Origin of the sequence: Actinotalea sp. JY-7876 (genome assembly GCF_014042015.1) — a bacterium.
Classification (GTDB): Bacteria; Actinomycetota; Actinomycetes; order Actinomycetales; family Cellulomonadaceae; genus Actinotalea.
The window spans coordinates 742,451-768,177 of record NZ_CP059493.1; the positions used below are offsets into that span (position 1 = coordinate 742,451).

Below are 25,727 nucleotides of genomic sequence, written 5' to 3' on the forward strand. Positions count from 1 at the left end.
TCCCGGGCCGCACGGACGAAAGGACCGACGATGTTCCGATCCCGAAGCCAGCGCCGGGCACTGCCCGCACTGGTCCTGGCCACCGGCCTCGCGCTCACGGCGACGGCCTGCACGGGTGCCGGCGGCGGTGACGACGACGGCGGCTCGACCGCCGACGCCAAGCCCCTGGTCGTGTGGGCCGGGAGCCAGACGCCGATCGTGGCGAACTACAACCCGTTCTCGCCGACCGTCCTGCACGGCGCCCTCGGGCCGATCTACGAGACGATGTTCCACTACAACAAGGCGACCGGCGGCGAGCCGGACCCCCTGCTCGGCGAGTCCTTCGAGTTCAACGAGGACGGCACGGCCGTCACGGTGACGCTCAAGCAGGACGTCACGTGGAGCGACGGCGAGCCCTTCACGGCCGACGATGTCGTCTTCACGTTCCAGCACGACCTGGTGCAGCCGACCTACATCACCTCGGTCGAGGCGACCGACGACCACACGGTCGAGTTCACGTTCGACGGGCCGCAGTTCACCAACGAGTCCAACGTGCTCGGCGGCCAGCGGATCATCCCGGAGCACATCTGGAAGGACGTCGCGGACGCGGCGACCTTCACGGACGAGGACCCCGTCGGGACCGGCCCGTACATCGTCGAGAGCACGTCCGAGGCGTCGTACACGCTCGTGGCCAACCCCGAGTACCGGGACGGCGAGGTCGCGGTCAAGAAGATCCAGTACCTCGGCATCGACGCCAACCAGTCGGCGGAGGACCTGATCCGCACCGGGCGCATCGACTGGACGACGATGTTCGTCCCCGAGCCCGAGAGCCTCACCGAGGCCGGCACCATCGGCTACCTCAACACCCCCCAGGACCCGACCGTCCTGTACACGTGCTCGGACGCGGCCGCGGGCTGCACCGGACCGCAGACCGACGTCGCGGTGCGCCAGGCGCTCGACCTCGCCATCGACCGCGGGACCATCAACGAGCGCGCGTTCGTCGGTCACGCCGGCGTGATCTCCCCGACCTACGCGCTGCTGCCCCGTGACGAGAACTGGATCGCGGACGGCATGCCGAGCGAGAGCCCGCAGTCGGCCGACGTCGCCGCGGCGCGCCAGATCCTCGAGGACGCGGGCTACACGGAGGGCTCGGACGGCTTCTACGCCAAGGACGGCCAGCCCGTCGCCATGACGCTGTCGTCGGTCGACGGCTGGAGCGACTACAACTCCGCCGCCAAGCTGATCGAGGAGCAGGCCGCCGAGGCCGGCATCAAGATCACCGCGTCGACCTTCTCCTGGAACGAGTACTCCGACGCCCGCCAGACCGGCAGCTACGAGCTCATCCTCGGCGGCATGATCGCCTCCCCGGTCGCGGACCCGTACTCGATCTACGAGGACTGGTTCACGACGGCGTCCACCGCTCCGGTCGGTGAGGAGCTGCAGCCGGGCGACTGGAACTTCTCGCGGTACTCCAACCCCGACGTCGACGCCGCGGTCATCGCCGCCAGCCAGACGAACGACGAGGCCGCGAAGCTCGAGCAGTACGCGGTCATCCAGGAGAACATCGTCCGCGACCTGCCGTACATCCCGCTCGTGATCAACGGCACGCAGTCCTTCTTCAACACGGAGGACTTCACCGGCTGGCCGACCGAGGAGGACATGTACACCTTCCCGCCGGCGTGGGGCGCCACCTCGTCCGGCATCGTGCTGGCCCACCTGAAGCCGGCCGAGTGACATGACGACCGAGGAGGAGCTCGAGACGAGGGGACCGCAGTGAAGTACTACGTCCGGCGCATCACGTTCTACCTGATCACGCTCTGGGCGGCGGTCTCCCTCAACTTCCTCATCCCCAGGCTCCTGCCGGGCGACCCAGTGGGCATCATGCTCGCCAAGCTGGCTCGCAACGGTGAGGTCACGCCTGCGACGGTGCGGAGCATCGAGCTCCTCCTCGGCTCGTCCTCGGACGCCACCCTGTGGGAGCAGTACGTCTCCTACTGGGGGCGCATCCTCCAGGGCGACCTCGGGGTCTCCATCACGAAGTACCCGACCCCGGTGGTCGAGCTGATCATGCAGGCGCTGCCGTGGACCGTCGTCCTCGTCGGCCTCGCGACCACTGTCTCGTTCGTCCTGGGCATCGGCCTCGGCGCCTGGATCGGCTGGAAGCGCGGGACGTGGGTCGACCACATCATCCCGTTCACCACGGTCCTGCAGTCCGTGCCGTACTTCTGGCTCGCGCTGCTGCTCGTGTTCGCGTTCTCCGTGACGCTGGGCGCCTTCCCGATCATCGGCGGGTACGACGTGTTCACGTTCGCCGGACCCGAGGTCAGCTGGGAGTTCCTCGGCAGCGCCGTCTACCACGGCATCCTGCCCGCGGTGACGATCGTGCTGAGCTCGGTCGGCGGCTGGCTGCTCGGCATGCGCAACATGACCGTCTCCACGCTCGCGGAGGACTACATCACGACCGCCGAGGCCAAGGGCCTGCGGCCGCTGCGCATCTTCACCACGTACGCGACGCGCAACGCGGCGCTGCCGTCGATCGCCGGGTTCGGCATCTCGCTCGGCTTCGTGGTCGCGGGCTCGATCGTCATGGAGCAGGTCTTCAGCTACCCCGGCGTCGGCAAGCTGCTCATCCAGTCGGTCCAGAACAACGACTACGCCCTGATCCAGGGGGTGTTCCTGTTCATCACCATCGCCGTGCTGGCCGCCAACTTCCTCATGGACATCGTCTACGGCTTCATCGACCCCAGGACCCGTCACCATGCCTGAGCCCTCCGCCACCCCCGAGGCCCCGCGGCGGCGCAGCGGCCTGGGGCTCGTGCTGCCCCGCCGCTCCGCGAAGCTCACCACGGGCCTCGTGCTCACCGGTGCCATCACCCTCTTCGGCATCCTCGCGCCGTACTTCGTGCAGAACCCCAAGTTCTCGGGCAACCCCGCCCTGGAGCCGCCGACGCTCGCCCACCCCCTGGGCACGACGTCGCTCGGCTACGACGTGCTCGCGCAGCTGGCCCACGGCGCGCGCGGCTCGCTCCTCGTGGGCATCCTCGTGGGGCTCATCGCGCTCAGCCTCTCCGTCATCTTCGGCATCGTGTCCGGGTACGTCGGCGGGTGGACCGACGAGTTCCTCTCGCTCGTCACCAACGTCATGCTCGTCATCCCGGGCCTGCCGCTGGTGATCGTGCTGTCGAGCTACCTGCCCGGGCGCAGCATCGCGCTCGTCGCGCTCGTGCTCGGACTGACGAGCTGGGCGGGCTCGGCCGTCGTCCTGCGGTCCCAGGCGCGGTCGCTGCGCACCCGGGACTACGTCGCCGCCGCGCGCGTCGCGGGGGAGCGGCCGCTGCGGATCATCGGCGTCGAGATCCTGCCGAACCTGCTCCCGCTGGTCGCGGCGCAGTTCCTGTTCGCCGTCGTGCTGGCGATCCTGGGCGAGGCCGGCCTGTCCTACCTCGGCCTCGGCCCGACCGGGTCGATCACGTGGGGCACCATGCTCAACGAGGCCCAGGCCGGGTCGGCGCTGACGCGCGGCGCGTGGTGGTGGTTCGTGCCACCGGGCCTGCTCATCGCGCTCCTGGGCGCCGGGCTGTCCCTCATCAACTTCGCGATCGACGAGATCGTCAACCCGAAGCTGCGCCACGTGCCCGCGGCGACGCGCGCCCGGCGCAAGCTCGCGCGCCGCGTCGACGCGCCGCCGGACGTCGTCGGCCCGTCGGCCGCGACCACAGAGCCGGACGAGCCGCAGGACGCGGAGCCGGCGACGACGACGACGACGAAGGCGGACGTCCGATGAGCGCCCCGGAGCAGATCCCCGCAGCGGCACAGGTTCCGGTCCTGACCGCGAGCCACGTCTCGGTGGACTACCTGGGCGACGACGTCGTCCACGCGGTCAAGGACGTCTCGCTGACGCTGCACCGGGGCGAGATCCTCGGCCTCGCGGGGGAGAGCGGCTGCGGCAAGACGACGTTCGCGTACGGCCTCAACCGGCTGCTGCGGGCGCCCGCGAGCATGGTGGGCGGCCAGGTCGTCTTCCACGACGAGAGCGGCACCGACATCGAGGTGACGGCCCTGTCGGGCGACCGCCTGCGGGCGTACCGGTGGGACAAGGTCTCGATGGTCTTCCAGGGCGCGATGAACTCGCTGAACCCGGTGATCACGGTCCGGGCCCAGCTCTTCGACGTGTTCACCACGCACCGCCCGGGCATGTCGCGGGCGGAGAAGGAGTCCCAGAGCCGCGAGCTGCTGCGCCTGGTCGGGGTCGACCCGGCCCGGCTGAGCAGCTTCGCGCACGAGCTGTCGGGCGGCATGCGTCAGCGCGTGATGATCGCGATGGCGCTCGCGCTGCGACCGCAGGTCATGATCATGGACGAGCCGACCACCGCGCTCGACGTCGTGGTGCAGCGCGGCATCATCCGCGAGCTGATGCGGCTGCGCGAGGAGCTCGGCTTCGCGGTCGTGTTCATCACGCACGACCTGCCGCTGCTGCTGGAGATCAGCGACCGCATCGCGGTCATGCGCCACGGCGAGATCGTCGAGCTGGCCGACTCCGAGACCATCTACACGGCGCCGCAGCACCCGTACACGCGGATGCTGCTCGAGTCCTTCCCGAGCCTGACGGGTGACCGGGGATCGTTCGTCCGGACGGGAGCTGAGCACTGATGGGCAACCTCGAGGTCCGCGGCGTCACCAAGACGTTCCGCCTGGGCCGCGGCCTGCGCCGCACGGACCTGCGGGCCGTCGACGACGTGTCGTTCACCCTGGAGCAGGGCCGCACCATCGCGCTGGTCGGCGAGAGCGGGTCGGGCAAGTCGACGATCGCCCGCATGCTCGCCAAGCTCGAGGTGCCCACGCGGGGCGAGATCCTGCTCGACGGCGCGCCGACGCCCACGCGCGGTCGTGCCCTGGCCGGCTACCGGCATCAGGTGCAGATGGTGTTCCAGGACCCGTTCGCGTCCCTGAACCCGTTCCACTCGGTGCACCACCACCTCGAGCGCCCGCTGCGGATCCACCGGCCCGAGCTGCGCGGCGCCGAGCTGGACGCCGAGGTGCACCGGCTGCTCGAGCGGGTGAACCTCGGCCCGGCCGCGACCGTGGCCGCGCGCCGCCCCCACGAGCTGTCGGGCGGTCAGCGCCAGCGCGTCGCGATCGCGCGGGCCCTGGCGCCCGGGGCGCGCTTCCTCATCGCCGACGAGCCCGTCTCCATGCTCGACGTCTCCATCCGTCTCGGCGTGCTCAACCTGCTCGCCCGCCTGCAACGAGAGGACAACCTCGGGGTGCTCTACATCACGCACGACCTGGCCACGGCCCGGCACTTCTCCGACGAGATCATGGTCATGCACCGTGGCACGGTCGTGGAGCGGGGCGCGGCTGACTCGGTGATCCTCGACCCCCAGCACGAGTACACGAAGACCCTGCTGGCGGCGGCGCCCGAGCCCTCGCGCCACGGCGCGCTGCGCGCCGAGGTCCGGGCCGAGGTCGCGGCGAAGCGGGCGTCGGCATGACGCGCGCGCTGCCCCTGCCCGCGCTCGTCGACGAGCGCCCCGGAGCCGGCTTCCTGGTCACGCCCCGCACCCTGATAGCGGCCCCCGCGGCCGCCGCCGCCGCGGCGGAGCGGCTCGCCGAGGCGCTCGGCGTCGAGCGCGACGCGCTCACCGACACCCAGGACGCGGCCGGCGGGATCGCCCTGCGCCTCACGGCGCCCGTGGCCGACCTCCCGGCGGTCCCGGAGTCCGTCGACCGCGAGGCCTACGCGATCACGGTCGGCGAGGACGGCGTCGTCGTGACCGCGTCCGACGTCGCCGGCCTGCGCCACGGCGCCACGGTCCTCGCCCAGCTCGCGGAGCCCGTCGGTGGCGGCCTGCTGCTGCCGGCGCTGCGCGTCGAGGACCGCCCGCGCTTCGCGTGGCGGGGCCTGAGCCTCGACGTCGCGCGGTCGTTCTTCCCCGTCGCGTCGATCCACCGGGTGCTCGACGTCATGGCGTCGCTGCGCCTCAACGTCCTGCACCTGCACCTGACGGACGACCAGGGCTGGCGCCTCGAGATCGCGTCCCGGCCGCGGCTGACCGAGCTCTCGGGCGGCACGGCCGTCGACGGCGGCGACGCCGGCTTCTACACGGCGGCGGACTACGCGCGGATCGTGGACCGCGCGGCGGACCTCGGGATCGTCGTCGTGCCGGAGGTCGACGTGCCCGGCCACGTCAACGCCGCGCTGCACGCCGAGCCCGCGCTCAACCCGGACGGCGAGCCGGTGGACGTCTACACCGGGACCGAGGTCGGCTTCAGCCGCCTGCGCCTGGAGAACGCCGAGACGGTGCCCTTCCTCACCGACGTCTTCACGGACGTCGCGGCGATGACCCCCGGCCCGTTCCTGCACCTGGGCGGCGACGAGCCGCTGTCCCTGGACGGCGACGAGTACGTGGCGCTGGTCGACCGTGCGGTCGAGGCCGTGACGCGGACCGGCAAGCGCGCGGTCGCGTGGCAGGAGGCGGCGCGCACGTCCCTGCCGGCCGGCACCGTGGTCCAGTTCTGGCACGAGCAGCAGGACGCCGACGTCGTCGCGGCCGCCGCGGCCGCCGGCGCGCGGGTGCTCCTCTCGCCGGCCTCGCGCGCCTACCTCGACATGAAGTACGACGAGGACAGCCCGCTCGGCCTGACGTGGGCAGGCTGCCTCACGCTCGACGACGCCTACGGGTGGGAGCCGCTCGAGACCCTGCCGGGGCTCGACGCCGCGCACGTCGCGGGCGTCGAGGCCGCCGTCTGGACGGAGACCATCCACACGGACGACGACCTGTTCTCGATGCTGCTGCCGCGCCTCGCGGCGTTCGCCGAGGTGGCCTGGACCCCGCCGCACCGGCGCGACCTCGCCGCCTTCCGCGAGCGCCTCGACGTCGTGCGCGCACGCTGGACCGCGCAGGGACTGGCGGCCGACCCCCGGTGATCGAGATCCGCGGCGTCCGCCTCGTCGCGGCGCCCGGCGCCTCGCACGCCGCGGGCGACCGCCCGCAGACCCGGTGGGACGTGCTCGTCGACGGTCCGACGATCGCGCGGGTGCGTCCCGCCGGCGGCGCGACCGAGGGGGACGGCGCCCACGACGTGATCGAGGGCGGCGGCCGCCTCCTGCTGCCCGGCCTGGTCGACGCGCACGTCCACGGCGAGGCGGCCATCTTCCGGCCCGAGGTGCAGCACGCGCTGCTGCGCCAGGGCGTGACGTCCGTCGTCGTCGGGCAGGACGGGGTCTCGTACGCGCCGACGGCGCCCGGCGCCGCGGCCGACTCGTCGTTCGCCTGGGCGACCGGCTACTTCACCGCCATCAACGGCGCGCACCCGCAGTTCACGGGCGGGTCGGTGGCCCAGCTGCTGGCGACCTACGACGGCGCCACGCCGCTCAACGTCGCCTACCTCGCCCCGCACGGGACGCTACGGCACACCGTGACCGGGGCCCAGCGCCGCCCTCTCGACGCGGCGGAGCGCGGGCTGCTCGTGCGCCGGCTCGAGCAGGCGCTGGACGACGGCGCGTGCGGCATGTCCACGGGCCTGGAGTACGTGCCGGGCCGGTTCGCCGACGAGGACGAGCTCGTGCCGCTCGCGCGCGTCCTCGCGCGGCACGGCCTGCCGCACGTCAGCCACATGCGCGGCTACCAGGACCGCGCGCTGGGCGCGTTCGACGAGCTCCTGCGGCTCGCACGGTCCACGGGGGTGGCCACGCACGTCTCGCACCTGCACGGGCCCGCACAGCCGCTCGCGGCCGCGCTCGACGCCGCGCGCACCGAGCTGGACGTGACGTTCGACTCGTACCCGTACCTGCGCGGCTCGTCGATCCTGTCGATGCTCACCATGGCGGACTGGGTGCCGATCGCCGACGTCGACGCGGCCCTGGCGATGCTGGCGGACCCCGCGGTGCGCCGGCGCCTGCGCGACGAGCAGCTCGCGCCGCTCGAGCCGTTGTGGGACCGCGTCACGCTCGCCGCGGTGCCCGGACCCCTCCAGGCCACGGAGGGGCTGACCGTGCGCGAGGCGGCGGCCGAGCTGGGGCTGGACCCCGCCGACGCCGTGCTCGAGCTGCTCGTCGCCTCGCGCCTGCGCGTCGGCTGCGTGTTCGAGCAGCAGCCGTCGCACACGGACGAGCAGGTCCGGGCGCTGCTGCGCCACGACGCCCACCTGGGCGGCTCGGACGCGATCTACGCGGGCGGGCGGCCCCACCCGCGCGGGTGGGGCGCGTTCGCGCGCTTCCTCGGCGTCCACGTCCGGGATCTCGGCGACTGGACCTGGGCCCAGGCGGTGCAGCACCTGTCGACCGGGACCGCGCGCCGCTTCGGGCTCGGCCGGCGCGGTGAGGTCCGCGAGGGCTGGGTCGCCGACCTGGCGCTCGTCGACCCGGACCGCGTCGCCGACCACGCCACCTACGCCGACCCCCGCCGGCTCGCGGTCGGCGTCGACGACGTGCTGGTCGCCGGCGTGCCCGTGCTGCGCGACGGCGAGCTGACCGACCGGCGACCGGGCCGGGCACTGCGGCCCACGGAGGAACGATGATCGAGGACCGCGTGCTCGGACCGAGCACCAAGGGTCTGCGCCTGGCGGCGGCGACGAGCATCGCCGAGCTCGTCGCCGACGCGCCGCCCGTGACCGACGACCGGTTCGCCTGGCCGCTGCTGACCATCGACGAGGCTGCCCTCGAGCACAACCTCGCGACGATGGCACGGGTGTGCGCCGAGCGGGGCGCCCTGCACGCCCCGCACCTCAAGACGTCGATGTCCGCGGGGCTCTACGCGCGCCAGGAGCGCGCCGGCGCGTGGGGCGCCACCGTCGCCACGGCGACCCAGCTGCGCGTCGTCCGGTCCTGGGGCGTGCGACGCGTCCTGGTGGCGAACGAGATGGTGGACGGGCGGGACTGGCGCTGGGCCGTGGCCGACCTCGCGGCGGCGCGCGCCGCGGGATCCCCGGGCGAGCTGCTCGCCTACGTGGACGGCGACGAGGGCCTGGCGGCCGCGGCGGCCGCGCTCCGTGACGCGGCACCGCAGGTGCGCGACGACGTCGGCGTGCTGGTCGAGCTCGGCGTGCCCGGCGGGCGCACCGGGTGCCGGTCCGTCGCGGACGCCGTGGCGCTGGCCCGCCGGGTGGTGGCCGCGGGCGTGCCGCTGGCCGGCGTCGCGGGGTACGAGGGGTCCGTCGCGTCCGGCACGACGGGCGACGACCTCGAACGGGTCGCGGCGTTCTGCCGCGAGCTCGTGAGCCTCGCCGACGCCCTGGTCGCCGACGGCCTGGTCGCCGAGCCCGTCGTCTCGGCCGGCGGCAGCGCCTACGTCGACGTCGTGCTCCGCGAGCTGACGGCGGGCGCCTCACCGCGGCGCGTCGTCCTGCGCTCCGGGGCGTACGCGACGCACGACCACGGGCTGTGCGCGCGCGCCGACCCGTGGGCGCGGCTGCCCGAGCCCGTCGCGATGCGCGCGGCCGCGACCGTGTGGTGCCAGGTGCTCTCGGTGCCCCAGGACGGGCTCGCGATCTGCGGCGCCGGCCGCCGCGACGTGCCCTACGACATCGACCTGCCGACCGTGCTGAGCGTGCGCCGGCGCGAGGGCGCCGGCTGGCTCGACCCCGAGCCGGCGTCGGGCATGGTCGTCACGAAGGTCGACGACCAGCACCTGTACCTGCGGGTGGAGGCCGGCGCGTCGCCGGCGCCCCGCGTGGGCGACGTCGTCGGGCTGGGCATCTCCCACCCGTGCACGCTCTTCGACAAGTGGCGCGCCGCGCTGCTGACCGACCCGGCCGGCCGCGTCGTCGACGTGCTGCTGACCGAGTTCTGACGACCGCAGCACCGAGTACCAGTTCCCACCCCCAGGAGAGACCCATGGCTTCCGCACGTTCGAAGATCACGACCACCGGTGCCCCGGCGCCCGCCCACAGCTTCTCCCAGGGCGTGCGCGTCGGCGACGTCCTGCAGGTCTCGGGGCAGGGCCCGGCGGACCCGGAGACGGGCGAGTACGTGCACCTGGGCGACGTCGGCGCGCAGACCACCCGCACGCTCGAGAACGTCCGCGCCGTCGTCGAGGCCGGGGGTGCGACGTGGGACGACGTGGTCATGGTCCGCGTCTACCTGCACCACCAGTCGAGCTTCGCCGCGATGAACGACGCCTACGCCGCGTTCACGGCCGAGCACGTGACCCACGACGCGCCGCCGTGCCGCACGACGGTGTTCGTCGGCCTGCCGCACCCGCAGATGATGGTCGAGATCGACGCGATGGCCGTGGTCGCGGACCGGTAGCCGACGGCCCCGCCGGCCGCCTGGTTGCCGCGGCCGGCGGGGGCGGCGCCCGGCCGCGCGGTCAGCCGTCCGCGTCCGGACCGGGGGACGTCCGGACGCGGCCGACCGCCGCGCGGCCGAGCGGGACGGGCCGGAGGGGCGCCGTGCCACGAAGGGTCCGGCTCGTGGCCAGACGGTGGAGCAGCACCGCGCGGTCCAGGTCCCGCTGCGAGGGCGGATCGGTCGGCCCCGGCAGCGGGCACGTGGTGATCACTCCTGGTCTCCCCACGGCGATCCGCCTCCGGTGGTGCGTGCGGACCGCCATCCGGCCGCGTCGATGCCCATCTCACCCGCCCGGGCACGGGCTCAGGCGCGGTCGCGGCGGATCCGGGCCCCGGCCGGCGCCCGATGGAGCCCGGTCGGGAGCCCGTGGGGCACCACCGCGCCGCACGGTGAGCCTCGCCGTGCGGGGCGCGGGGCGCTCAGAGCATCGTGGCGATCTCGTCGCGCGACGCGACGCCGAGCTTGCGGAAGAGCCGGTAGAGGTGGTTGTCCACGGTGCGCTCGCTCAGCACCAGGCGCTGGCCGATCTCGCGGTTGGTCAGGCCGTCGGCGACGAGGCGCGCGATCTCGAGCTCGCGGGCCGTGAGCTCCCGCGTGCGGCTCAGGGTGGGCAGCAGGAGGTCGAGGCCGTCCCCCGCCTCCCCGACCAGCAGGCGCAGGCGGGCCGACTCGCGCGCCGCCGCCGCCGGGGCGCCGTCGGCGCGCAGGGCCCGCACGGCGACGGCGTGCGCGACGGTCCCGAGGAGCCCCAGGCCGGCCGACCGGAGGTCGTCGGCGGCGGTGAGGAGGAGCGTGGGGGACCCCGACGTCGCCGCGTGGACGTACCCGCCCAGCAGGGGCAGCAGGGTGCCCTCGGCGGTGACGGCACCGGCGCAGACCCGGGCCGCGCGCGTCGCGTCGACGCTCATGCCCACCAGGCACGCCGCCTCGAAGGTCGCGGCGAGGACGTACCCGCGCTCGACGAGGTCGTCGACCGCCTCCCACGCGGCCCCCGCCGCCTGGGCGAGGCCCGCGCCGGAGGCGAGCGCGACCCCCGCGCGCACCGGTCCGGACCGCGTCAACGGGTACGGCGCACCGAGCAGCCCGAAGGCCTCGACCTGGGACGCGATCGACCGGGCGGTCGCGACCTCGCCGTCGACCAGCGCGAGCATCGCGGCGAGGTTGAGCAGCCCCGCGCGCGCGGTCGGCCGCTGCGGTGTGGGTGCGTTGATCGCGAGCATGCTCGTCAGGTGCGTCCGCAGCGTCCCGAGACGGCCCTGGAGGAACAGGCCGAGGGCGAGGACGTGGCCCTGCGGCTCGATCTGCGCCTGGTCGAGGCTGCCCTGCGCCTGGTCCAGCAGCCGGCGCGCGAGGGTGATCGCCGCGTCCACGTCGCCCGAGCACAGCTCGGCGAGCGGGACCAGGGCCGCGTCGTCCCGGCGCGGTGACTCGGCGGGGAAGGCCACGGCGGCGGCCTCGCGCCGGGCGGTGACCACCTGGCCCCGCGCGAGGAGGAGCTCGGCGCGGATCGTCCGCGTCACGTCGTCGACCTGACCGAGCGGGTCCCCGCGCCGCGCCGCTCCGAGGTCCTCGGGCGCGGTGCTCACGAGCGGGGGGAGGCCGGGCGCGCGCGGCGGGACGCCGTCGAGGACGAGCCGGATGTGCTGCTCGGTGGCGTCGAAGAGCGCGGTGTCGACGGGCGCCGGGTCGAGCGCGGCGTCGGCACGTGCCTCCCCCAGGACGCGGAGGGCGGCGACCGGGTCGTGCCGGTTCAGGGCCTGGTAGCCGGCCTCCCACACGCGCACGAACGCGAGGTCGGCGCTCTCGGCGGCCATCCTCGACCGCGTGGCCGCCAGGACGGCCTCGATCGTCGCCTCGTGCCCGCCGGCCGCGAGCAGCGCATCGAGGTACAGCACCGTCGTGCGTCCCGTCGGCTCCTGCTCCCAGGCGTCCCGGCACACGAGCACGGCGCTGCGCGCCTGCTCGCGCAGCACGCGCCCGAGCACCGCCGCGGACTCGGGGGAGGAGGCCCAGTGCCGCGGTGCCCCGGGCGGCGCCGTGGGCAGGTCCGGGACGAGCGTCGGGTCGTCCTCGCGGCCGAGCGCGGCCTGCACCAGGTCGACGGCCGCGCGTCCGCGCGCCCCGTGCCCGGTCTGGCGCAGGTGGTCGCTCAGCAGCGGCGGGAAGAGCGCCACGCGCAGGGCGCCGGGGGACTCGACGAAGCGGGCGATCCCGCGGTCGTCGAGGGCCACGACCGCCGACCACGGCAGCAGCCGGGTCACCGTGCGCACCTCCGTCGGGCCCATCAGGGCGAGCACCTGCATGGCCCGGTGCTCGTCCTCGCCGCACCCCTCCTGGAGGCGGCCGACGACCACGGCGAGGGCCGGGGTCCACAGGTCGCGCACGGCCTGCCACCACCCCCCGTCCCGGCGGACGAGGTGCCCGGCGCGCCGGGCCTCGCGCACGATCGCCCGGGCGATCCCCGGGAGCCCGCCCGACAGCGCGTAGACGCGGGCCGCGACGTCGGTGTCGACGTCGCCCGCGAGCTCCTCGACCATGATCCGGTGCACGACCTCGAAGGACAGCGCCGGCAGCCACAGCACCGTGGCGGCCCGTCCGGCCAGGATGCGGTCCACCGACCTGGCACCCGGGTAGGGCGGCCGGATCGTCGCGACGACGACGGCGCCCTGCCGCGCGACGACGGCGGCCAGGACCGCCGCGGACGCGTCGTCGAGGCGGTCGGCGTCGTCGAGCAGCAGCGCCGCGGGTGCCCGCGCCGCCGCGCGGAGCAGGCTCTCCAGGACGGCCGCGAGCGGGTTCGCGGCCGTCTGGGTGGGCGTGACGCCCGCCAGGAGGAGTCCCTCGAGGCGGCGCAGCTCGGACCCGCTGCCCGCGACGGGCAGCACCACCACGTTCCATCCCTCGGCCTCGAGGGAGTCCTTGAGCCCGGCCAGCAGCGCGGTACGCCCGGATCCGGGCAGTCCCACGACGGACACGGACGTGCCCGCCGAGACCGCCTGACGGACGGCGTCGACCTGGACCGCTCGTGCGTCCGAGGCACTCACGAAAACCACACTAACCAGCCCGAACCGGGTCCGCCGGTCGGCGCCGGGGTCGTCAGCGGGGCGCGGTGACGGCCCCCGGGTCGCGACGCAGCAGCGCCGTCGCGCGGTCGACCGCGGCGTGGACGGCGGCGTCATCGTGCTCGACCGACGTCACCACCACTCCGAAGATCATCCGGTGCATGAGCACGACGTCGTCGGCGCTCACGGCCGGGTCGACGAGCCCGGCCTCCTGCGCGCGGGTCAGCGCACCGGCCACCAGGTCCCGCAGCCGGTCGTCGTCGTGCCGGCCGACGAGCGACCGGCGCGCGTCCACGGCCATCTCGACGAACGCCGACTCGGTGATCGTGATGTCCACGAGGCGCGACCACAGGTCGACGAACGCCCGCGGGTCCGGGCGGGTGGCGATCGCCTCGAGCTCGGCGAAGTTCTCCTCGAACACCGCCAGGGCGAGGTCGAGCCGCGTGGGGAAGTGGCGGTACAGGACCCCCTGGCCGACGCCGGCCTCGCGCGCGATGGCGCTCAGCGGCGCGCGGTAGCCGCGCTCGGCGAAGACGCGGCGGGCGGCGTCGAGCAGGGCCCGCCGGTTCCCGGCCGCGGCCGCGGGGCCGCGGTTGCCTCGGGACCTAGGGCTCGACATGATGCCAGCGTAGATCCGGACAATGGTGTCCGGATTCAACTCGCCCGGACGAAGCCGTCCGGCACAGCCAAGGAGGCACGATGCCCACCCCCACACCCACCACGAGCACGTACGACGAGACCTACGACGTGGTCGTCGTGGGCAGCGGGTCCGCGGGCTTCGCGACCGCGATGGGAGCCGCCGACGAGGGGCTCAAGGTCCTCATCCTCGAGTCCACCGACAAGTGGGGCGGCAGCTCCGCGATGTCGGGCGGCGGCATGTGGCTGCCCGACAACCCGCTGATGCGCCGCGAGGGCGCCGGCGACTCGCGCGACGAGGCGCTGACCTACCTCGAGGAGACGGTCGGGGACGCCGGCCCCGCGACGTCGCGCGAGCGCAAGGAGGCGTTCGTCGACGGCGTCGACGACTTCGTCGCCACGGCCGAGAAGCTCGGCATGGAGTTCATGCGCGCCCCGGACTACCCCGACTACTACCCCGAGCGGCCGGGCGGGAAGATCGGCCGCGCCATCGAGTGCAAGGCCGCGGACCGCAAGGTCATCGGCGACTGGTGGAGCAGCTGCCGCGCGATCATGCCGCTCCCCCTCGCGACGGCGGACATGTGGGAGCTCGAGCGCTCCTGGGTCACCGCGAGCGGCTTCCTGCGCGGGGCGCGCTTCGTCGGGCGGACCCTCGGCGGGCTCGTGCGCGGCAAGGCGCTGGTCGGCATCGGCGGCGCGCTCGCGGTCTCGTTCCTGGACGCCGTCGTGCAGAAGCAGGGCGTCAGCCTGTGGCTGAACAGCCCGCTGGAGGAGCTGCTGCTCGAGGACGGCGAGGTCGTCGGCGTGCGGACCACGCGCGCCGGGCGCCCCGTGACCGTCCGCGCCCGCCGCGGCGTCATGCTCTCGTCGGGCGGCTTCGACCACAACGTCGACTGGCGCCAGAAGTACCACGGCATCGAGGGCAGCCCGTCGGGCAACCCCGGCAACCTCGGCGTGCCGATCGCGCTCGCGCAGGAGGCCGGCGCGGCGCTCTCGCTCATGGACGACGCCTGGTGGGGCGCCTCGACGGCCGCGCCGCAGGGCCACGGCCCGAGCTTCCTCGTCGGCGAGCGGTCGCTGCCGTACTGCCTCATCGTCGACCGCCACGGGGCACGGTTCGCGAACGAGTCGGAGTCCTACGTCGACCTCGGGCACCACATGCTCGAGCACGACAAGGACGGGGCGTTCTGGATGGTCAGCGACGTGCGCCACGCGCGCCGCTACCTGCGCAGCTACGCCATGGACCCGCGGCTGACCAAGGCGATGACCGAGGAAGGGCTCATGGCCAAGGCCGGCACGCTCGCCGAGCTCGCCACGAAGATCGGCGTCGACGCGCGCACCTTCCGCGCCACGGTGGAGCGGTTCAACGGGTTCGCGCGCGCCGGGGTCGACGGCGACTTCGGCCGCGGCAACTCCGCGTACGACCGCTACTACGGCGACCCCACGGTGCACCCGAACCCGAACCTCGGCGCGATCGAGAAGGGCCCGTTCCTGGCGGTCCGCCTCGTCGTCGGGGACCTCGGCACCAAGGGCGGCGTCCTGACCGACGTCGACGGCCGCGCGCTGCGCGAGGACGGCTCGGTCATCGACGGCCTCTACGCCGCGGGCAACTGCTCCGCGTCGGTCATGGGCCGGACCTACCCGGGCCCCGGCTCGACCATCGGCCCCGCCGTGGTCTTCGGCATGCGTGCCGGGCGCCACATGGCGCGCGCGCGGGTCTGACGGCGCTCGTCGGGGACGCCTTCGCGTCGATACGCGACGCGAAGGCGTCCCCGTCACCGTGCGGGGCGGGACCGGCCCCAAGGTCCCACCGTCCGGCTCCGGGGGCCGACCTACCGTGGAGACGGCGAGGACGCTCGGCGTGCCGCCGGCACGACCGCCCACCGCGGCACGCCTTCCGTGAGAGGAGAGCCGTGACCGTGGTCCCCGAACCGCTGATGATGCCCTGCACGCTGCCCTCCGGCGTCGTGCTGTCCGACTGCCTGGTGATGGCACCGATGGTCGTCCAGGGTTCCGACCCCGCGACCGGCCACGTGACGGCCCAGGACATCGCCTACTTCGCCCGCCGCAGCCGTGTCGCCGGGATGATCATCACGGGCGCCGCGTACGTCACCCGCGAGGGTCGCGGCTTCGAGCACCAGCTCTCCATCGCCGACGACGTCGACGTGGAGGGCCTGGCGGCGCTGGCCCGCGCCATCAAGGGCGACGGCGCCCGCGCGATCGTCCAGCTGTACCACGGCGGTCGCGAGGCCCACCCCGCCGCCGCGGAGACCGGCCGCGCGATGGCGCCGAGCACGCAGGCGTTCGACTGGCTGCCCTACGTGCCGCAGGAGATGACGGAGGAGGAGGTCCGCGACACGATCGCGGCGTTCGGCGAGGCGACCCGTCGGGCGATCGAGGCAGGCTTCGACGGCGTGGAGGTCCACGGCGCCAACCACTACCTGCTGCAGCAGTTCTTCTCGGCCTACTCCAACCACCGCACCGACGCGTGGGGCGGCGACCTCGAGCGGCGCATGGCGTTCCCGCTCGCCGTGCTGGACGAGGTGCTGGCCGTGGCCCGCAGGGCCCACCGGCCGTTCGCGGTCGGCTACCGCCTGTGCCCGGACGAGGTCCACGGCGAGACGGTGGGCTACACGCTCGCGGAGAGCTCGGTGCTCGTGGACCGGATCGCCGACGCCGGGGTCGATTACGTGCACGTCTCGCAGTTCACCGGCTACGACACCGCGCCCGCGGGAGCGGACCGGTCCTACGCCCAGACCCTGCGCGACGTCGTCGCCGGACGCTGCCCGCTCGTCGTGGTCTCCGACGTCCTCACGGCGCGCGACGCCGAGCGCGCGCTCGCGCACGGCGACCTGGTCGCCATCGGCAGGGCGGCGCTGACGGAGCCGGAGTTCGCCGCGAAGATCGGGGCGGGCCACGCCGACCAGATCGCGACGACGGTCAAGGGCCGGCTCGACGACCTGGCCCTGCCGCCCGGCCTCGTCGAGTGGTACACCACGACGGGCCGCGGCCTGCTCCCTCCCCTCGAGGGCATCGACGAGCACAGGTGACGGCGGTGTGAAAGCCTCTGCGCGTGCCGCAGCGACCCAAGGTGGACATCACCGAGCTCCTGACCGCCGCCGAGGACGCGCCCCCCGCGGGCGCGCTCGCCGCCGCCGCCGAGATGCTCACGCGATCGTTGGGCGCCGAGCACGTGGCGTTCCTCATCGCCGACGCCGCCGGCAACGCGCTGGTCGACGCGACGGGCGGCGGCGCCCGGTCCGACCTGTCCACCACGATCGAGGGCCGGGCCTGGCGCGAGCAGCGCCTGCTCACCGACCAGGAGGCCGGGCGGGCGTACGTCCCCGTCACCGTGCGCGGTGACGCCCTCGGCGTGCTGGTCGTCGAGCTGCCGGACGTCGAGGGCTGGCGGCCGGTGGAGGACGCCGAGGACGACGGCGCCGCGCTCGCCGCCTCGGCCGCGGAGCAGCTGAGTGCGGTCGCGCACGCGCTCGGCTACGTCGTCGTCGCCAACCAGCGCCACACCGACGCCTTCGAGACGGCCATGCGGTCGACGCCGTTCACGCTCCCGCGGGAGATCCAGCGCCGCCTGCTGCCGGCCGCGTTCACCTGCGAGGGGGGCTCCTTCACGCTCGCCGGCTGGCTCGAGCCCTCCGCCAGCGCGGGCGGCGACACGTTCGACTACGTCGTCTCCGACGAGCGCCTCACCGTGACGCTCACGGACGCCGTCGGGCACGACCAGGACGCGGCCATGCTCGCCACCCTGGCGGTCAACGCCCTGCGGCACGCGCGCCGCGGCGGCGGGAGCCTCGCCGACCAGGCCCGGGCAGCGCACGAGGCGATCGCCGGCCACGGGTCGGGCGGGGAGTTCGTGACCGGGGTCCTCATGGAGATCGACCTGGTGGAGGGCTCCCACGAGCCTGGTGCCGAGGGCCTGACGGACGGGGCCACGCGGGCGCGAGTCATCAATGCGGGGCACCCCGGCGCGCTGATGCTGCGCGACGGCGTGACGAGCGTCGTCGGCCACGCCAACAACGGGGTGCTCGGCCTGGGCTCCGACGCGTACGAGGAGCAGGAGCTCGAGCTCCTGCCCGGTGACCGGCTCCTGCTCATGACGGACGGGATGCTCGAGCGGACGGCCGCGGAGTTCGACCTCGGCGGGTTCCTGCGTGACACGGCGCACGAGCACCCCCGGAACGTGGCCCAGCAGCTCTCGAAGGCGTTCCTCGAGGTGGTGGGCAGCGACATCAAGGACGACGCCGCCCTGCTCCTGCTCGAGTGGCACGGCGGCACGACCACCCGGCGCACCCGCGGGGGCTCGGACCGGGCGTGACAGCCGGCCGCACCACGTCCCCGCACCTCGTCCCCGCCCCCGTCGCCCGTACCTCTGCGCCCCATCAGCTGCCGGGCGCCATCAGCTGCCGGGCGCGGCGGGTTGTGCCCGCTCTGCGGTCGCAACCCTCCGCGGCGTCTGGCGCCGGCCTCTCGTGCAGCCGGCGGCCTCAGCGCACCGCCTCGTGACCGGTCTCGTGAGCGCCTCGAGGCCCCCATCGGTGAGCGGCGCTGACGCGCCGGGTCCGTGCCGCGGCCGCAGGCACCGGCTCGGCGTTCGGCCGTGGGGTGGATAGGGTCGGACGACCCGTGCTCCAGCCCCGGTGGCCGGCCGTGCCGTGCGGCGCGGTGATGCGCCCGTCCGGCGCCGGCCGCCCGGCGTGGGCCGGGCCGACACTGACCCCGGACGTGAAGGCGGCACCCTGATGGAAGTCGTGATCGACAGCTCCCCGGAGCGACTCGCGGAGATCGCCGCGGACGCGGTCGAGCGCCTCCTGCAGCGCAAGCCCGACGCCGTCCTCGGCCTCGCGACGGGCTCCTCGCCGCTCCTCGTGTACCGCGAGCTCGCGGCGCGCCACGCGGCGGGCACGTTGTCCTTCGCGCGGGCGCGGGCGTTCCTGCTCGACGAGTACGTGGGCCTGCCGGCCGACCACCCCGAGCGGTACCGCCGGGTCATCGAGCGGGAGCTGGAGCAGCTCGTCGACTTTGCGCCGGACGCGGTCCAGGCGCCCGACGGCAACGCCGAGGACCTCGTCGCCGCGTGCGCGTCGTACGAGGCCGCGATGGCCGACGCCGGGGGTGTCGACCTGCAGCTGCTCGGCGTCGGGACCGACGGTCACGTCGCCTTCAACGAGCCCGGGTCCTCGCTCGGGTCCCGCACCCGCGTCAAGACGCTCACGCCGCAGACCCGCCGCGACAACGCGCGGTTCTTCGACGGGGACGTCGAGGCCGTGCCGCGGCACGTCCTGACGCAGGGGCTGGCCACCATCCTCGGCGCCCGCCACCTCGTCCTGCTCGCGACCGGCCGGGGCAAGGCCGAGGCGGTGCACCACCTCGTCGAGGGCTCCGTCAGCGCCCTGTGGCCCGCCACGGTGCTCCAGCACCACCCCCACGTGACGGTGCTCCTCGACGAGGCGGCCGCGAGCCGCCTCCAGCTGGCCGACTACTACCGCCAGACGTGGGCGAGCAAGCCGGACTGGCAGCACATCTGACCGTGCGACCCGAGGCCCGCACCTATTGACAGTCGATAGGTGTCGAACGAGACTCGATACATGAACCTCACCCGTACCGCCGTCGGGCTGCTCCGGGTCTTCCTGGTGCTGCTGCTCGTGCTCTGCGTCGTCGGCCAGTTCCTCTCGTGGCCGGGTCAGTTCGCCCACCTGGCACAGGAGGAGCCGCTCCTGGCGCACCTGCGGTGGCCGCTCACCGCGACGGCGATCCTCGTGCTCGTCGGGGTCGAGGTCGTCGTCGTGTGCGTGTGGCGGCTGCTCGGCATGGTCACAGCCGACCGGATCTTCAGCCCGCAGGCGCTGCGATGGGTCGACGGCATCGTCTGGGCGCTGGCGGCGACGTGGCTGGTGGCCGCCGCCGGGTCGCTCGCGCTCGGCATCACGATCTTCGCCACGCCGGAGCTGCGCGACCCCGGGGTGCCGGCGCTCCTGGTCGGGATGCTCCTTGCCGCGGCTGTCGTCGTCCTGCTCATGGTCGTCATGCGCGCGCTGCTGCGGCAGGCGGTCGCCCTGCGCACCGACATGGACGCGGTGATCTGATGCCCATCGTCGTGCGCATCGACGTCGAGCTCGCCAAGCGGAAGATGAGCGTGGGCGAGTTCGCGGACCGGGTCGGGCTCACGCCGGCCAACGTCGCCGTCCTCAAGAACGGGCGCGCGAAGGCCGTGCGCTTCAGCACGCTGGAGGCGATGTGCCGCGTGCTCGAGTGCCAGCCCGGCGACCTCCTGGAGTGGGTCCCGGACGACTAGCGACCCCACGCCCTCAGCCACCCCCCCACCCCCGGCGCAGATGTTCGCATCCGCGCGTCTGCGCAGGTGGCCGCGTTCCGTACGCCTCCAGCTGTGCGTAGGCGCGGATCCGAACATCTGTGCGGGTGGGGCGGTGGGGCGGGCGGAGTGTGGGGGCGCGGGTCAGGTGGGGGGCTCGGGTGGGGCGTCGTCGGTGAGGCGGACCTCGGTGCGCGTGGTGGCGCCGGGCACCAGGTCCTGCGCGAGCTCGTAGAGCGTCCCCGCCAGGTCGAGCAGCTCGCCGCTGTCCGGGAAGCCCTCGCCCGACGGCACCTCGACGTAGACGGCGACGCCGCGCCGGGCCGTGCGTTCCGGCAGCGGCGTGCGCTCGCGGTGCGGGTGGGGCAGTGGGCGGGTGCCGGTGGTGCGGTTGCTCATGGCGGTGCTTCCTGGGAGATGCGCGGCCGCGGTGCGGCCTGGACGGGCGGGACGGCTCAGCGCGTTCGACAGCGCATTCGGCGAGATCCCGACCCGGCATACGCCAGGAGCCACGCGCGCATGCAGGGCCCGGCGACGGGCGTGCGCGACGTGGTCATGCCTCGATGCTCCCGCACCGCGGCGACGAAAGCCAGGCCGTTCCCACGGACCGGCCCGCCGCCGCGGCGGGACGAGCGTCAGTGCGGCTGGTACGTCAGGCAGTTGGCGGCGTGGTCGCCCGCGCCGGCGCCGATGCGCACCCCCGTGGCGGCGCACTCGAGCGACCGGTTGTGCAGGCAATCCGTGCGCGAGCAGGCGCCGACCTGCGCGACGACGCGGTCGAGGCCGCCCTTGGTCCCCAGGGGGATGAAGGTGCCGCAGTCCGCGGAGCCGCCCGCGCTGCTCACGGTGATCGCGAAGGCGTGGCAGCCGTCGTGGTTGTAGGAGCAGCCGTCGACCGTGCACTCGGCGACAGCCGGCATCGTGATGCTCATGAGGACCTCCGTGGAGCGTGGGTGGTCCGCCAAGAATTGCACCGGAATGACATTCTGGCAATTCTGGAAAAGTGAGGCAAGCCTTTCCTGAACGATTTTGATAATGCGGCGCTTGCGTAATTCGGCGGCCGCCTCGGCGCCCGTCCGGGCTCAGTACTCGACGGCGTCGCGGACGATCGGGCAGGTCATGCAGTGCGCCCCGCCGCGACCCCGGCCCAGCTCCGCGCCCACGATCTCGATCACCTCGACGCCCGCGGCGCGCAGTCGTGCGTTGGTGGTGGTGTTGCGGTCGTACGTGAAGACCACCCCCGGCTCGAGCGCGAAGGCGTTGTTCCCCGAGTCCCACTGCTGCCGCTCGGACTCGTAGGTGTCCCCGCCGGTCTCCACGACGTGCAGGCGCGGCAGGCCGAGGGACCGGGCCACGACGTCGGGGAACGGCGCGGCCCCCTCGTCCGTCACGTGCACGCCGACCGGTCCGTCGTCCGGTCGCAGCGTGAACGTCCGGATCTGGTCGACGATCTTCGGGTGGACGCTGACGACGTCGCGGTCCGCGAACGTGAACACGGTGTCCAGGTGCATCGCGGCCCGCAGCCGCGGCATGCCCGCCACGATCACCTGCTGCGCCGCGCCCTCCTCGAACAGGACCCTGGCCACCTGGCTGATCGCCTGCCGCGACGTCCGCTCGCTCATCCCCAGGAGCACCGTGCCGTTGCCCACCGGCATGACGTCGCCGCCCTCCAGGGTCGCGTGCCCGTGGTCCGTCTCGGGATCACCCCACCAGACGCGCGCGCCCACGTAGTCGGGGTGGAACCGGTAGACGGCCTTCATGAGCAGCGTCTCGTCGTGCCGGGCCGGCCAGTAGAGGGGGTTGAGCGTCAGCCCGCCGTAGAGCCACGACGTCGTGTCGCGCGTGTACAGGGTGTTCGGCAGCGGCGGCAGGAGGTACTCGCGCGACGACGGCTGGTACTCGGCCAGCGCCCGGAAGCCACCGCCGGCGCCGTCGGGCAGGTCGTCGACGGCGAGCCCCCCGATGAGGTGCTGGGCGAGCGTGCGCAGGTCGAGGCCCTCGAGGTGCCGGCGCGTCGGCTCGACCAGGCCCAGGCCGACGTCGTCCGCGACGATCGTGCGGTCGAGCACCCAGTCGCGCGCGCCGGGCAGTGCCAGCGTCTCGGCGAGCAGGTCGTGCAGCTCGACCACCTCCACGCCCGCCTCGCGCATCATCGAGACGAACCGGGCGTGGTCGCGACGCGCGTTGTCGACCCACATGACGTCGTCGAAGAGGAGGTCGGCGGCCGTCGAGGGGGTCAGGCGCCGGTGCGCCAGGCCGGGCTCGCAGACGAGGACCTTGCGCAGGCGGCCGACCTCGGAGTGGACCCCGTAGGCGGCGGCGGGCGTCGGCACGCGGGCTCGCGCCGTCAGCCGACGGCCACGAACCCGTCGTCGGACGGTGACGCCGAGACCGTCCAGACCCGGATGTCCTTGCCCGTCCCGTCGTTGTCCTTCTGGTAGAGGCGGACCGTGCCGTCCGAGATGAGGTCGCCGCAGCCGGCCACCGTGTGCTCGCCCGTGGGGCCGACGACGACCATCGAGACGTCGGCGGCGAACTCGTCGATGGAGACGGGAGGCCGTCCGTCGAGCGTCCTCACGACGTACGGGACGCCGGAGACGATCGTGGCGAGGTTGGTGGTGCTCGACATGGGTGCCTCCCCTGGAGCGGTTCCGCGAGGCAGGCGCGAGGCGGACCGTGCACCGCCAGCGTGGCGTGTCACGCGTGCCGCTGGCAAGGGTCCGGGGTCGTCACTCCTGCCAGCGGAGCGTGACCGGCGTCGTCAGGCCCGGCAGCGGCAGGCTCACCGCCTCCGCCTCGACCGCCTCGCGCGCCGCGGCCGGCACCGGCTGCCACAGCTCCGCGGTCACGACAGCGCCCGCGCGGCGCCACGTCCCGACCACCTCCCCGCCGACGACGACGGCGCCCGGCCACACCCTCGGCGTCCAGAGCCGGCCCCGCCGGGCGGGGTCCGGGACCAGCAGCTCGCGCTCGCGGCCCTGCAGCAGCCAGTAGGCGTCGCCGCTCGCGAGCAGCCGCGCCGGTGCCGGGGGCCCGGCACCGCGGCGCAGGTCCGCCTCGTCACCCGCCAGGACCCACGCGTCGCCGAGGTCGGTGCGGACGGGCAGCAGCTCGGGACCGAGGGAGGCGAGCGCCGACGCCGCGCTCCCCGCCCGCAGGCCCGCCCAGTCGCCGAAGCCCTGCGCCGTTCCCGGGCCGAGCACGCGCAGGTAGCGCCGCGCGAGCTCGCGGCGTGCCGCGGTCGGGTCGAGGGCGGGCGTCGGCGCCGCCCGGACCGTGGGCTGCCGCGCGCCGTCCCACCGGACCAGGATGCGGCCGGTGGTCGCGGCGTAGCGGAAGCCCTGCGCGGGTGCGCCCACGCCGCGGGCCGCCTCGCGGGCGTCGACCTCCCGGCCGTCGAGCCACGTGGTCAGGCGCTCCGCGAGGTCGGCCGCCTCCGCGCGCCGGCCCGCGTCGAGCGGCGTGCGCGACACGGTGAAGACGGCGTGGTCCCGGGCCGGCACGACGTAGGTGCTGAACCGCGGCCCCCAGACCTGGACCAGCGCCGGGTCGTCCAGCGCGCGCGAGGTCGTGCCCGACAGCCGTGCATGGAGCTGGACCAGCGCCGCGCGCGGCATGCTGTCGGTCAGGCCGGCCCAGGCGGCGCGGCGCACGGCGTCGTCGGACCACGGCGCACGCTCGTCCAGCCCGCCGGCTCGACGGCGGAACGCGAGGACCTGCGCGCGGGTGACCCGCAGCGGCGTGGGCGCCATGCGCAGCACGCTAGCGCGGCGCGCGCCCGGCAGGACCGCCGGTCAGCCCTGCGGCGCGCCGGCCGCGGCCGTGAACCGGGCCGCGACGTCGCGGAGCGCTGGGACCAGCTCGGGCGGGCCCACCACGGTGAACGGCGCACCGGTGAGCGCGAGGGCCGTCGCGCCCCAGAGCGGGTCGTCCACGTCGAGGCGGACCCGGCAGCGGTCGGGTCCCTCCTCCTCGACCGAGAGCCACCACCGCACGCGGCGGCGGACCTCCGCGGCGGGCGCCTCCACGACCGCCTCGACGCGCAGGCGCCCGGGGCCGCCGCTGACGCGCTCGCGGACGTACGCCGCGGCGTCGTCGGCGGGCAGGCGGTGCGGCGCGAAGCGCGTGCCGGAGCGCACGACGTCGCGCACCCGGTCGAGACGGAAGACGCGCCAGTCGACGCGGTCGAGGTCCCACGCCACGAGGTACCACGTCCCCTCGACCGGGACGACGCGGAACGGCTCGACGTGGCGGTCCGACGCCGCGCCGGCGCGGGAGGTGTAGGAGAACGCCAGGCGGACCTCGTCGCGGCACGCGACGGCGACGCTCACGAGCGTCGCCGTGTCGACGCCGTCGCCCGCGTCACCGGGGGTGCTCCACGACGCGGCCACCGTGACGGCGCGCAGCGCGTCGGTCCGCCGCCGCAGCGGCGCGGGCATCACCGGCACGATCTTGGCCAGCGCCTTGACCGCGGCGCCCGCCAGCCCGGCCACCCCGGCCGTGGCCGCTGCGGAGAGGCCGACGGCGATCGCGACGGCCTCGTCGTCGTCCAGCAGGAGGGGTGGAAGGCAGGCCCCGGGCGTCATCGCGTAGCCACCGTCGGCCCCGCGCCGACCCTCGACGGGGTAGCCGAGCTCGCGCAGGCGCTCGACGTCGCGGCGCAGGGTCCGCAGGGAGACGCCGAGACGGTCCGCCAGGTCGGCGCCGCCCCAGTGGCGCCGGGCCTGGAGCAGCGACAGCAGGCGGAGCGTGCGCGAGCTCGTCACGGCCATGGGACCAGTCTGCGTCAGATGCGGTCAGGAAGTGACACCAGCGGCTTCTAGCGTCGTTCTCGGTGGCGCACCGGCGCCCCCACCGACCGACCACGAGGAGCGCGCCATGACCGTCCGGACCACCACCCACCTGAACTTCCGCGGCGACGCCCGGGCGGCCCTCGAGCTGTACGCCGACGTGTTCGACGGGCAGGCCACCACCATCACCTACGCCGACGCCGGTGCGGTCCAGGACGCGGCCGAGGCCGACCAGGTGATGTGGGGGCAGGTCACGTCCGAGGGCGGGTTCGCCGTCATGGCGTACGACGTCCCGTCGCGGCTGCCGTACGACGGCGGTGCCAACGCCGTCTTCGTCTCGGTCCGCGGTGCCGACGCCGACGAGATCACGCGCTACTGGGAGCGCCTCGCGGCGGGCTCGACGGTCGTCGCGCCGCTCGCGCCCGCGGGCTGGGCGCCCCTGTACGGCATGCTCACGGACCGGTTCGGGGTCACCTGGGTGCTCGACGCCGTCGCGCCGTACGGCGGGTCCTGACCGCCGGAGCCCGACGCGGTACGGCGCGCTCACGGTCGACGCCGGGCTGACCATCGAGCGGTTCGCCGAGCAGGCCCGGGTCGCGCTGCAGGACGGTCCGTACGAGACCGCCGCGGGCTACCTCATG

At 74.5% G+C, this 25,727-nt stretch carries 24 protein-coding genes; 16 read left to right on the forward strand and 8 right to left on the reverse strand.

Annotated features, from left to right (window positions below; genetic code table 11):
* Positions 1 to 30 precede the first annotated feature (30 nt).
* The 9 genes from H2O74_RS03600 to H2O74_RS03640 are packed head-to-tail and all read left to right on the forward strand — an operon-like array spanning position 31 to position 10,228.
* Complete coding sequence (locus H2O74_RS03600; protein ID WP_182113162.1) at positions 31 to 1,713, forward strand: ABC transporter substrate-binding protein; 1,683 nt, start codon at positions 31 to 33, stop codon at positions 1,711 to 1,713.
* A 39-nt stretch (positions 1,714 to 1,752) separates the two neighbouring features.
* The gene (locus tag H2O74_RS03605) at positions 1,753 to 2,745 is read left to right on the forward strand and encodes an ABC transporter permease (protein ID WP_182113163.1); all 993 of its coding nucleotides are present in this window, start codon (positions 1,753 to 1,755) and stop codon (positions 2,743 to 2,745) included.
* Positions 2,738 to 3,763, forward strand: a complete 1,026-nt coding sequence (locus H2O74_RS03610) for an ABC transporter permease (protein WP_182113164.1) — start codon at positions 2,738 to 2,740, stop codon at positions 3,761 to 3,763. Before H2O74_RS03605 ends, H2O74_RS03610 begins: the two co-directional genes overlap by 8 nt.
* Complete coding sequence (locus H2O74_RS03615) at positions 3,760 to 4,629, forward strand: ABC transporter ATP-binding protein (protein ID WP_182113165.1); 870 nt, start codon at positions 3,760 to 3,762, stop codon at positions 4,627 to 4,629. The genes H2O74_RS03610 and H2O74_RS03615 overlap by 4 nt, the downstream gene beginning before the upstream one ends.
* Positions 4,629 to 5,471, forward strand: a complete 843-nt coding sequence (locus H2O74_RS03620) for an ABC transporter ATP-binding protein (protein WP_182113166.1) — start codon at positions 4,629 to 4,631, stop codon at positions 5,469 to 5,471. The genes H2O74_RS03615 and H2O74_RS03620 overlap by 1 nt, the downstream gene beginning before the upstream one ends.
* Positions 5,468 to 6,907, forward strand: coding sequence for a family 20 glycosylhydrolase (locus H2O74_RS03625; protein WP_182113167.1), 1,440 nt, complete (start codon positions 5,468 to 5,470; stop codon positions 6,905 to 6,907). Before H2O74_RS03620 ends, H2O74_RS03625 begins: the two co-directional genes overlap by 4 nt.
* Complete coding sequence (locus H2O74_RS03630) at positions 6,904 to 8,499, forward strand: amidohydrolase family protein (RefSeq protein WP_182113168.1); 1,596 nt, start codon at positions 6,904 to 6,906, stop codon at positions 8,497 to 8,499. Before H2O74_RS03625 ends, H2O74_RS03630 begins: the two co-directional genes overlap by 4 nt.
* Positions 8,496 to 9,770, forward strand: a complete 1,275-nt coding sequence (locus tag H2O74_RS03635; protein ID WP_182113169.1) for an alanine racemase — start codon at positions 8,496 to 8,498, stop codon at positions 9,768 to 9,770. Before H2O74_RS03630 ends, H2O74_RS03635 begins: the two co-directional genes overlap by 4 nt.
* A gap of 44 nt (positions 9,771 to 9,814) precedes the next feature.
* Positions 9,815 to 10,228, forward strand: coding sequence for a RidA family protein (locus H2O74_RS03640; RefSeq protein WP_182113170.1), 414 nt, complete (start codon positions 9,815 to 9,817; stop codon positions 10,226 to 10,228).
* A 461-nt stretch (positions 10,229 to 10,689) separates the two neighbouring features.
* On the opposite strand, the gene H2O74_RS03645 is transcribed toward H2O74_RS03640, so the two are convergent.
* Positions 10,690 to 13,314, reverse strand: coding sequence for a LuxR C-terminal-related transcriptional regulator (locus H2O74_RS03645; protein WP_182113171.1), 2,625 nt, complete (start codon positions 13,312 to 13,314; stop codon positions 10,690 to 10,692).
* A gap of 52 nt (positions 13,315 to 13,366) precedes the next feature.
* Complete coding sequence (locus H2O74_RS03650; RefSeq protein ID WP_182113172.1) at positions 13,367 to 13,951, reverse strand: TetR/AcrR family transcriptional regulator; 585 nt, start codon at positions 13,949 to 13,951, stop codon at positions 13,367 to 13,369.
* Between the two features lie 80 nt (positions 13,952 to 14,031).
* On the opposite strand from H2O74_RS03650, the gene H2O74_RS03655 reads away from it, so the two are divergent.
* From H2O74_RS03655 to H2O74_RS03680, 6 genes are all read left to right on the forward strand, one after another.
* A complete protein-coding gene (locus H2O74_RS03655) occupies positions 14,032 to 15,690 on the forward strand; it encodes an FAD-dependent oxidoreductase (RefSeq protein ID WP_182113173.1) in 1,659 nt (552 codons plus the stop codon).
* A gap of 191 nt (positions 15,691 to 15,881) precedes the next feature.
* Positions 15,882 to 17,018 (forward strand): NADH-dependent oxidoreductase, encoded by a 1,137-nt coding sequence (locus tag H2O74_RS03660; protein ID WP_182113174.1) that lies wholly within the window; start codon positions 15,882 to 15,884, stop codon positions 17,016 to 17,018.
* A gap of 23 nt (positions 17,019 to 17,041) precedes the next feature.
* Positions 17,042 to 18,301, forward strand: a complete 1,260-nt coding sequence (locus tag H2O74_RS03665) for a PP2C family protein-serine/threonine phosphatase (protein ID WP_182113175.1) — start codon at positions 17,042 to 17,044, stop codon at positions 18,299 to 18,301.
* A 424-nt stretch (positions 18,302 to 18,725) separates the two neighbouring features.
* Positions 18,726 to 19,511, forward strand: a complete 786-nt coding sequence (gene nagB / locus H2O74_RS03670; protein ID WP_182113176.1) for a glucosamine-6-phosphate deaminase — start codon at positions 18,726 to 18,728, stop codon at positions 19,509 to 19,511.
* A gap of 60 nt (positions 19,512 to 19,571) precedes the next feature.
* On the forward strand, positions 19,572 to 20,069 hold the full coding sequence (locus H2O74_RS03675) for a DUF2975 domain-containing protein (RefSeq protein ID WP_182113177.1): 498 nt from the start codon (positions 19,572 to 19,574) through the stop codon (positions 20,067 to 20,069).
* Positions 20,069 to 20,278 carry a helix-turn-helix transcriptional regulator gene (locus tag H2O74_RS03680; protein WP_182113178.1) on the forward strand — a complete coding sequence of 70 codons (210 nt, stop codon included), beginning with the start codon at positions 20,069 to 20,071 and terminating at the stop codon, positions 20,276 to 20,278. Before H2O74_RS03675 ends, H2O74_RS03680 begins: the two co-directional genes overlap by 1 nt.
* Before the next feature lie 162 nt (positions 20,279 to 20,440).
* Here H2O74_RS03680 and H2O74_RS03685 read toward each other — a convergent pair whose 3' ends face one another.
* The 6 genes from H2O74_RS03685 to H2O74_RS03710 form a co-directional block, all read right to left on the reverse strand.
* A complete protein-coding gene (locus tag H2O74_RS03685) occupies positions 20,441 to 20,695 on the reverse strand; it encodes a hypothetical protein (protein ID WP_182113179.1) in 255 nt (84 codons plus the stop codon).
* 236 nt (positions 20,696 to 20,931) lie between these two features.
* Positions 20,932 to 21,228: a DUF1540 domain-containing protein gene (locus tag H2O74_RS03690; RefSeq protein ID WP_182113180.1), complete on the reverse strand. Its 297-nt coding sequence runs from the start codon at positions 21,226 to 21,228 to the stop codon at positions 20,932 to 20,934.
* Positions 21,229 to 21,378: 150 nt separating this feature from the next.
* Complete coding sequence (locus tag H2O74_RS03695) at positions 21,379 to 22,629, reverse strand: arginine deiminase (protein WP_182113181.1); 1,251 nt, start codon at positions 22,627 to 22,629, stop codon at positions 21,379 to 21,381.
* A gap of 14 nt (positions 22,630 to 22,643) precedes the next feature.
* Positions 22,644 to 22,925 carry a hypothetical protein gene (locus tag H2O74_RS03700; RefSeq protein WP_182113182.1) on the reverse strand — a complete coding sequence of 94 codons (282 nt, stop codon included), beginning with the start codon at positions 22,923 to 22,925 and terminating at the stop codon, positions 22,644 to 22,646.
* 100 nt (positions 22,926 to 23,025) lie between these two features.
* Entirely contained in the window at positions 23,026 to 24,048 is a 1,023-nt protein-coding gene (locus tag H2O74_RS03705; protein WP_182113183.1) for a DNA glycosylase AlkZ-like family protein, read from the reverse strand.
* A gap of 42 nt (positions 24,049 to 24,090) precedes the next feature.
* Positions 24,091 to 25,068, reverse strand: a complete 978-nt coding sequence (locus tag H2O74_RS03710; RefSeq protein WP_182113184.1) for a YafY family protein — start codon at positions 25,066 to 25,068, stop codon at positions 24,091 to 24,093.
* A 106-nt stretch (positions 25,069 to 25,174) separates the two neighbouring features.
* Between H2O74_RS03710 and H2O74_RS03715 the strand changes: the two genes are divergently transcribed.
* Positions 25,175 to 25,600, forward strand: a complete 426-nt coding sequence (locus H2O74_RS03715; RefSeq protein WP_182113185.1) for a VOC family protein — start codon at positions 25,175 to 25,177, stop codon at positions 25,598 to 25,600.
* The last annotated feature ends 127 nt before the right edge of the window (positions 25,601 to 25,727 follow it).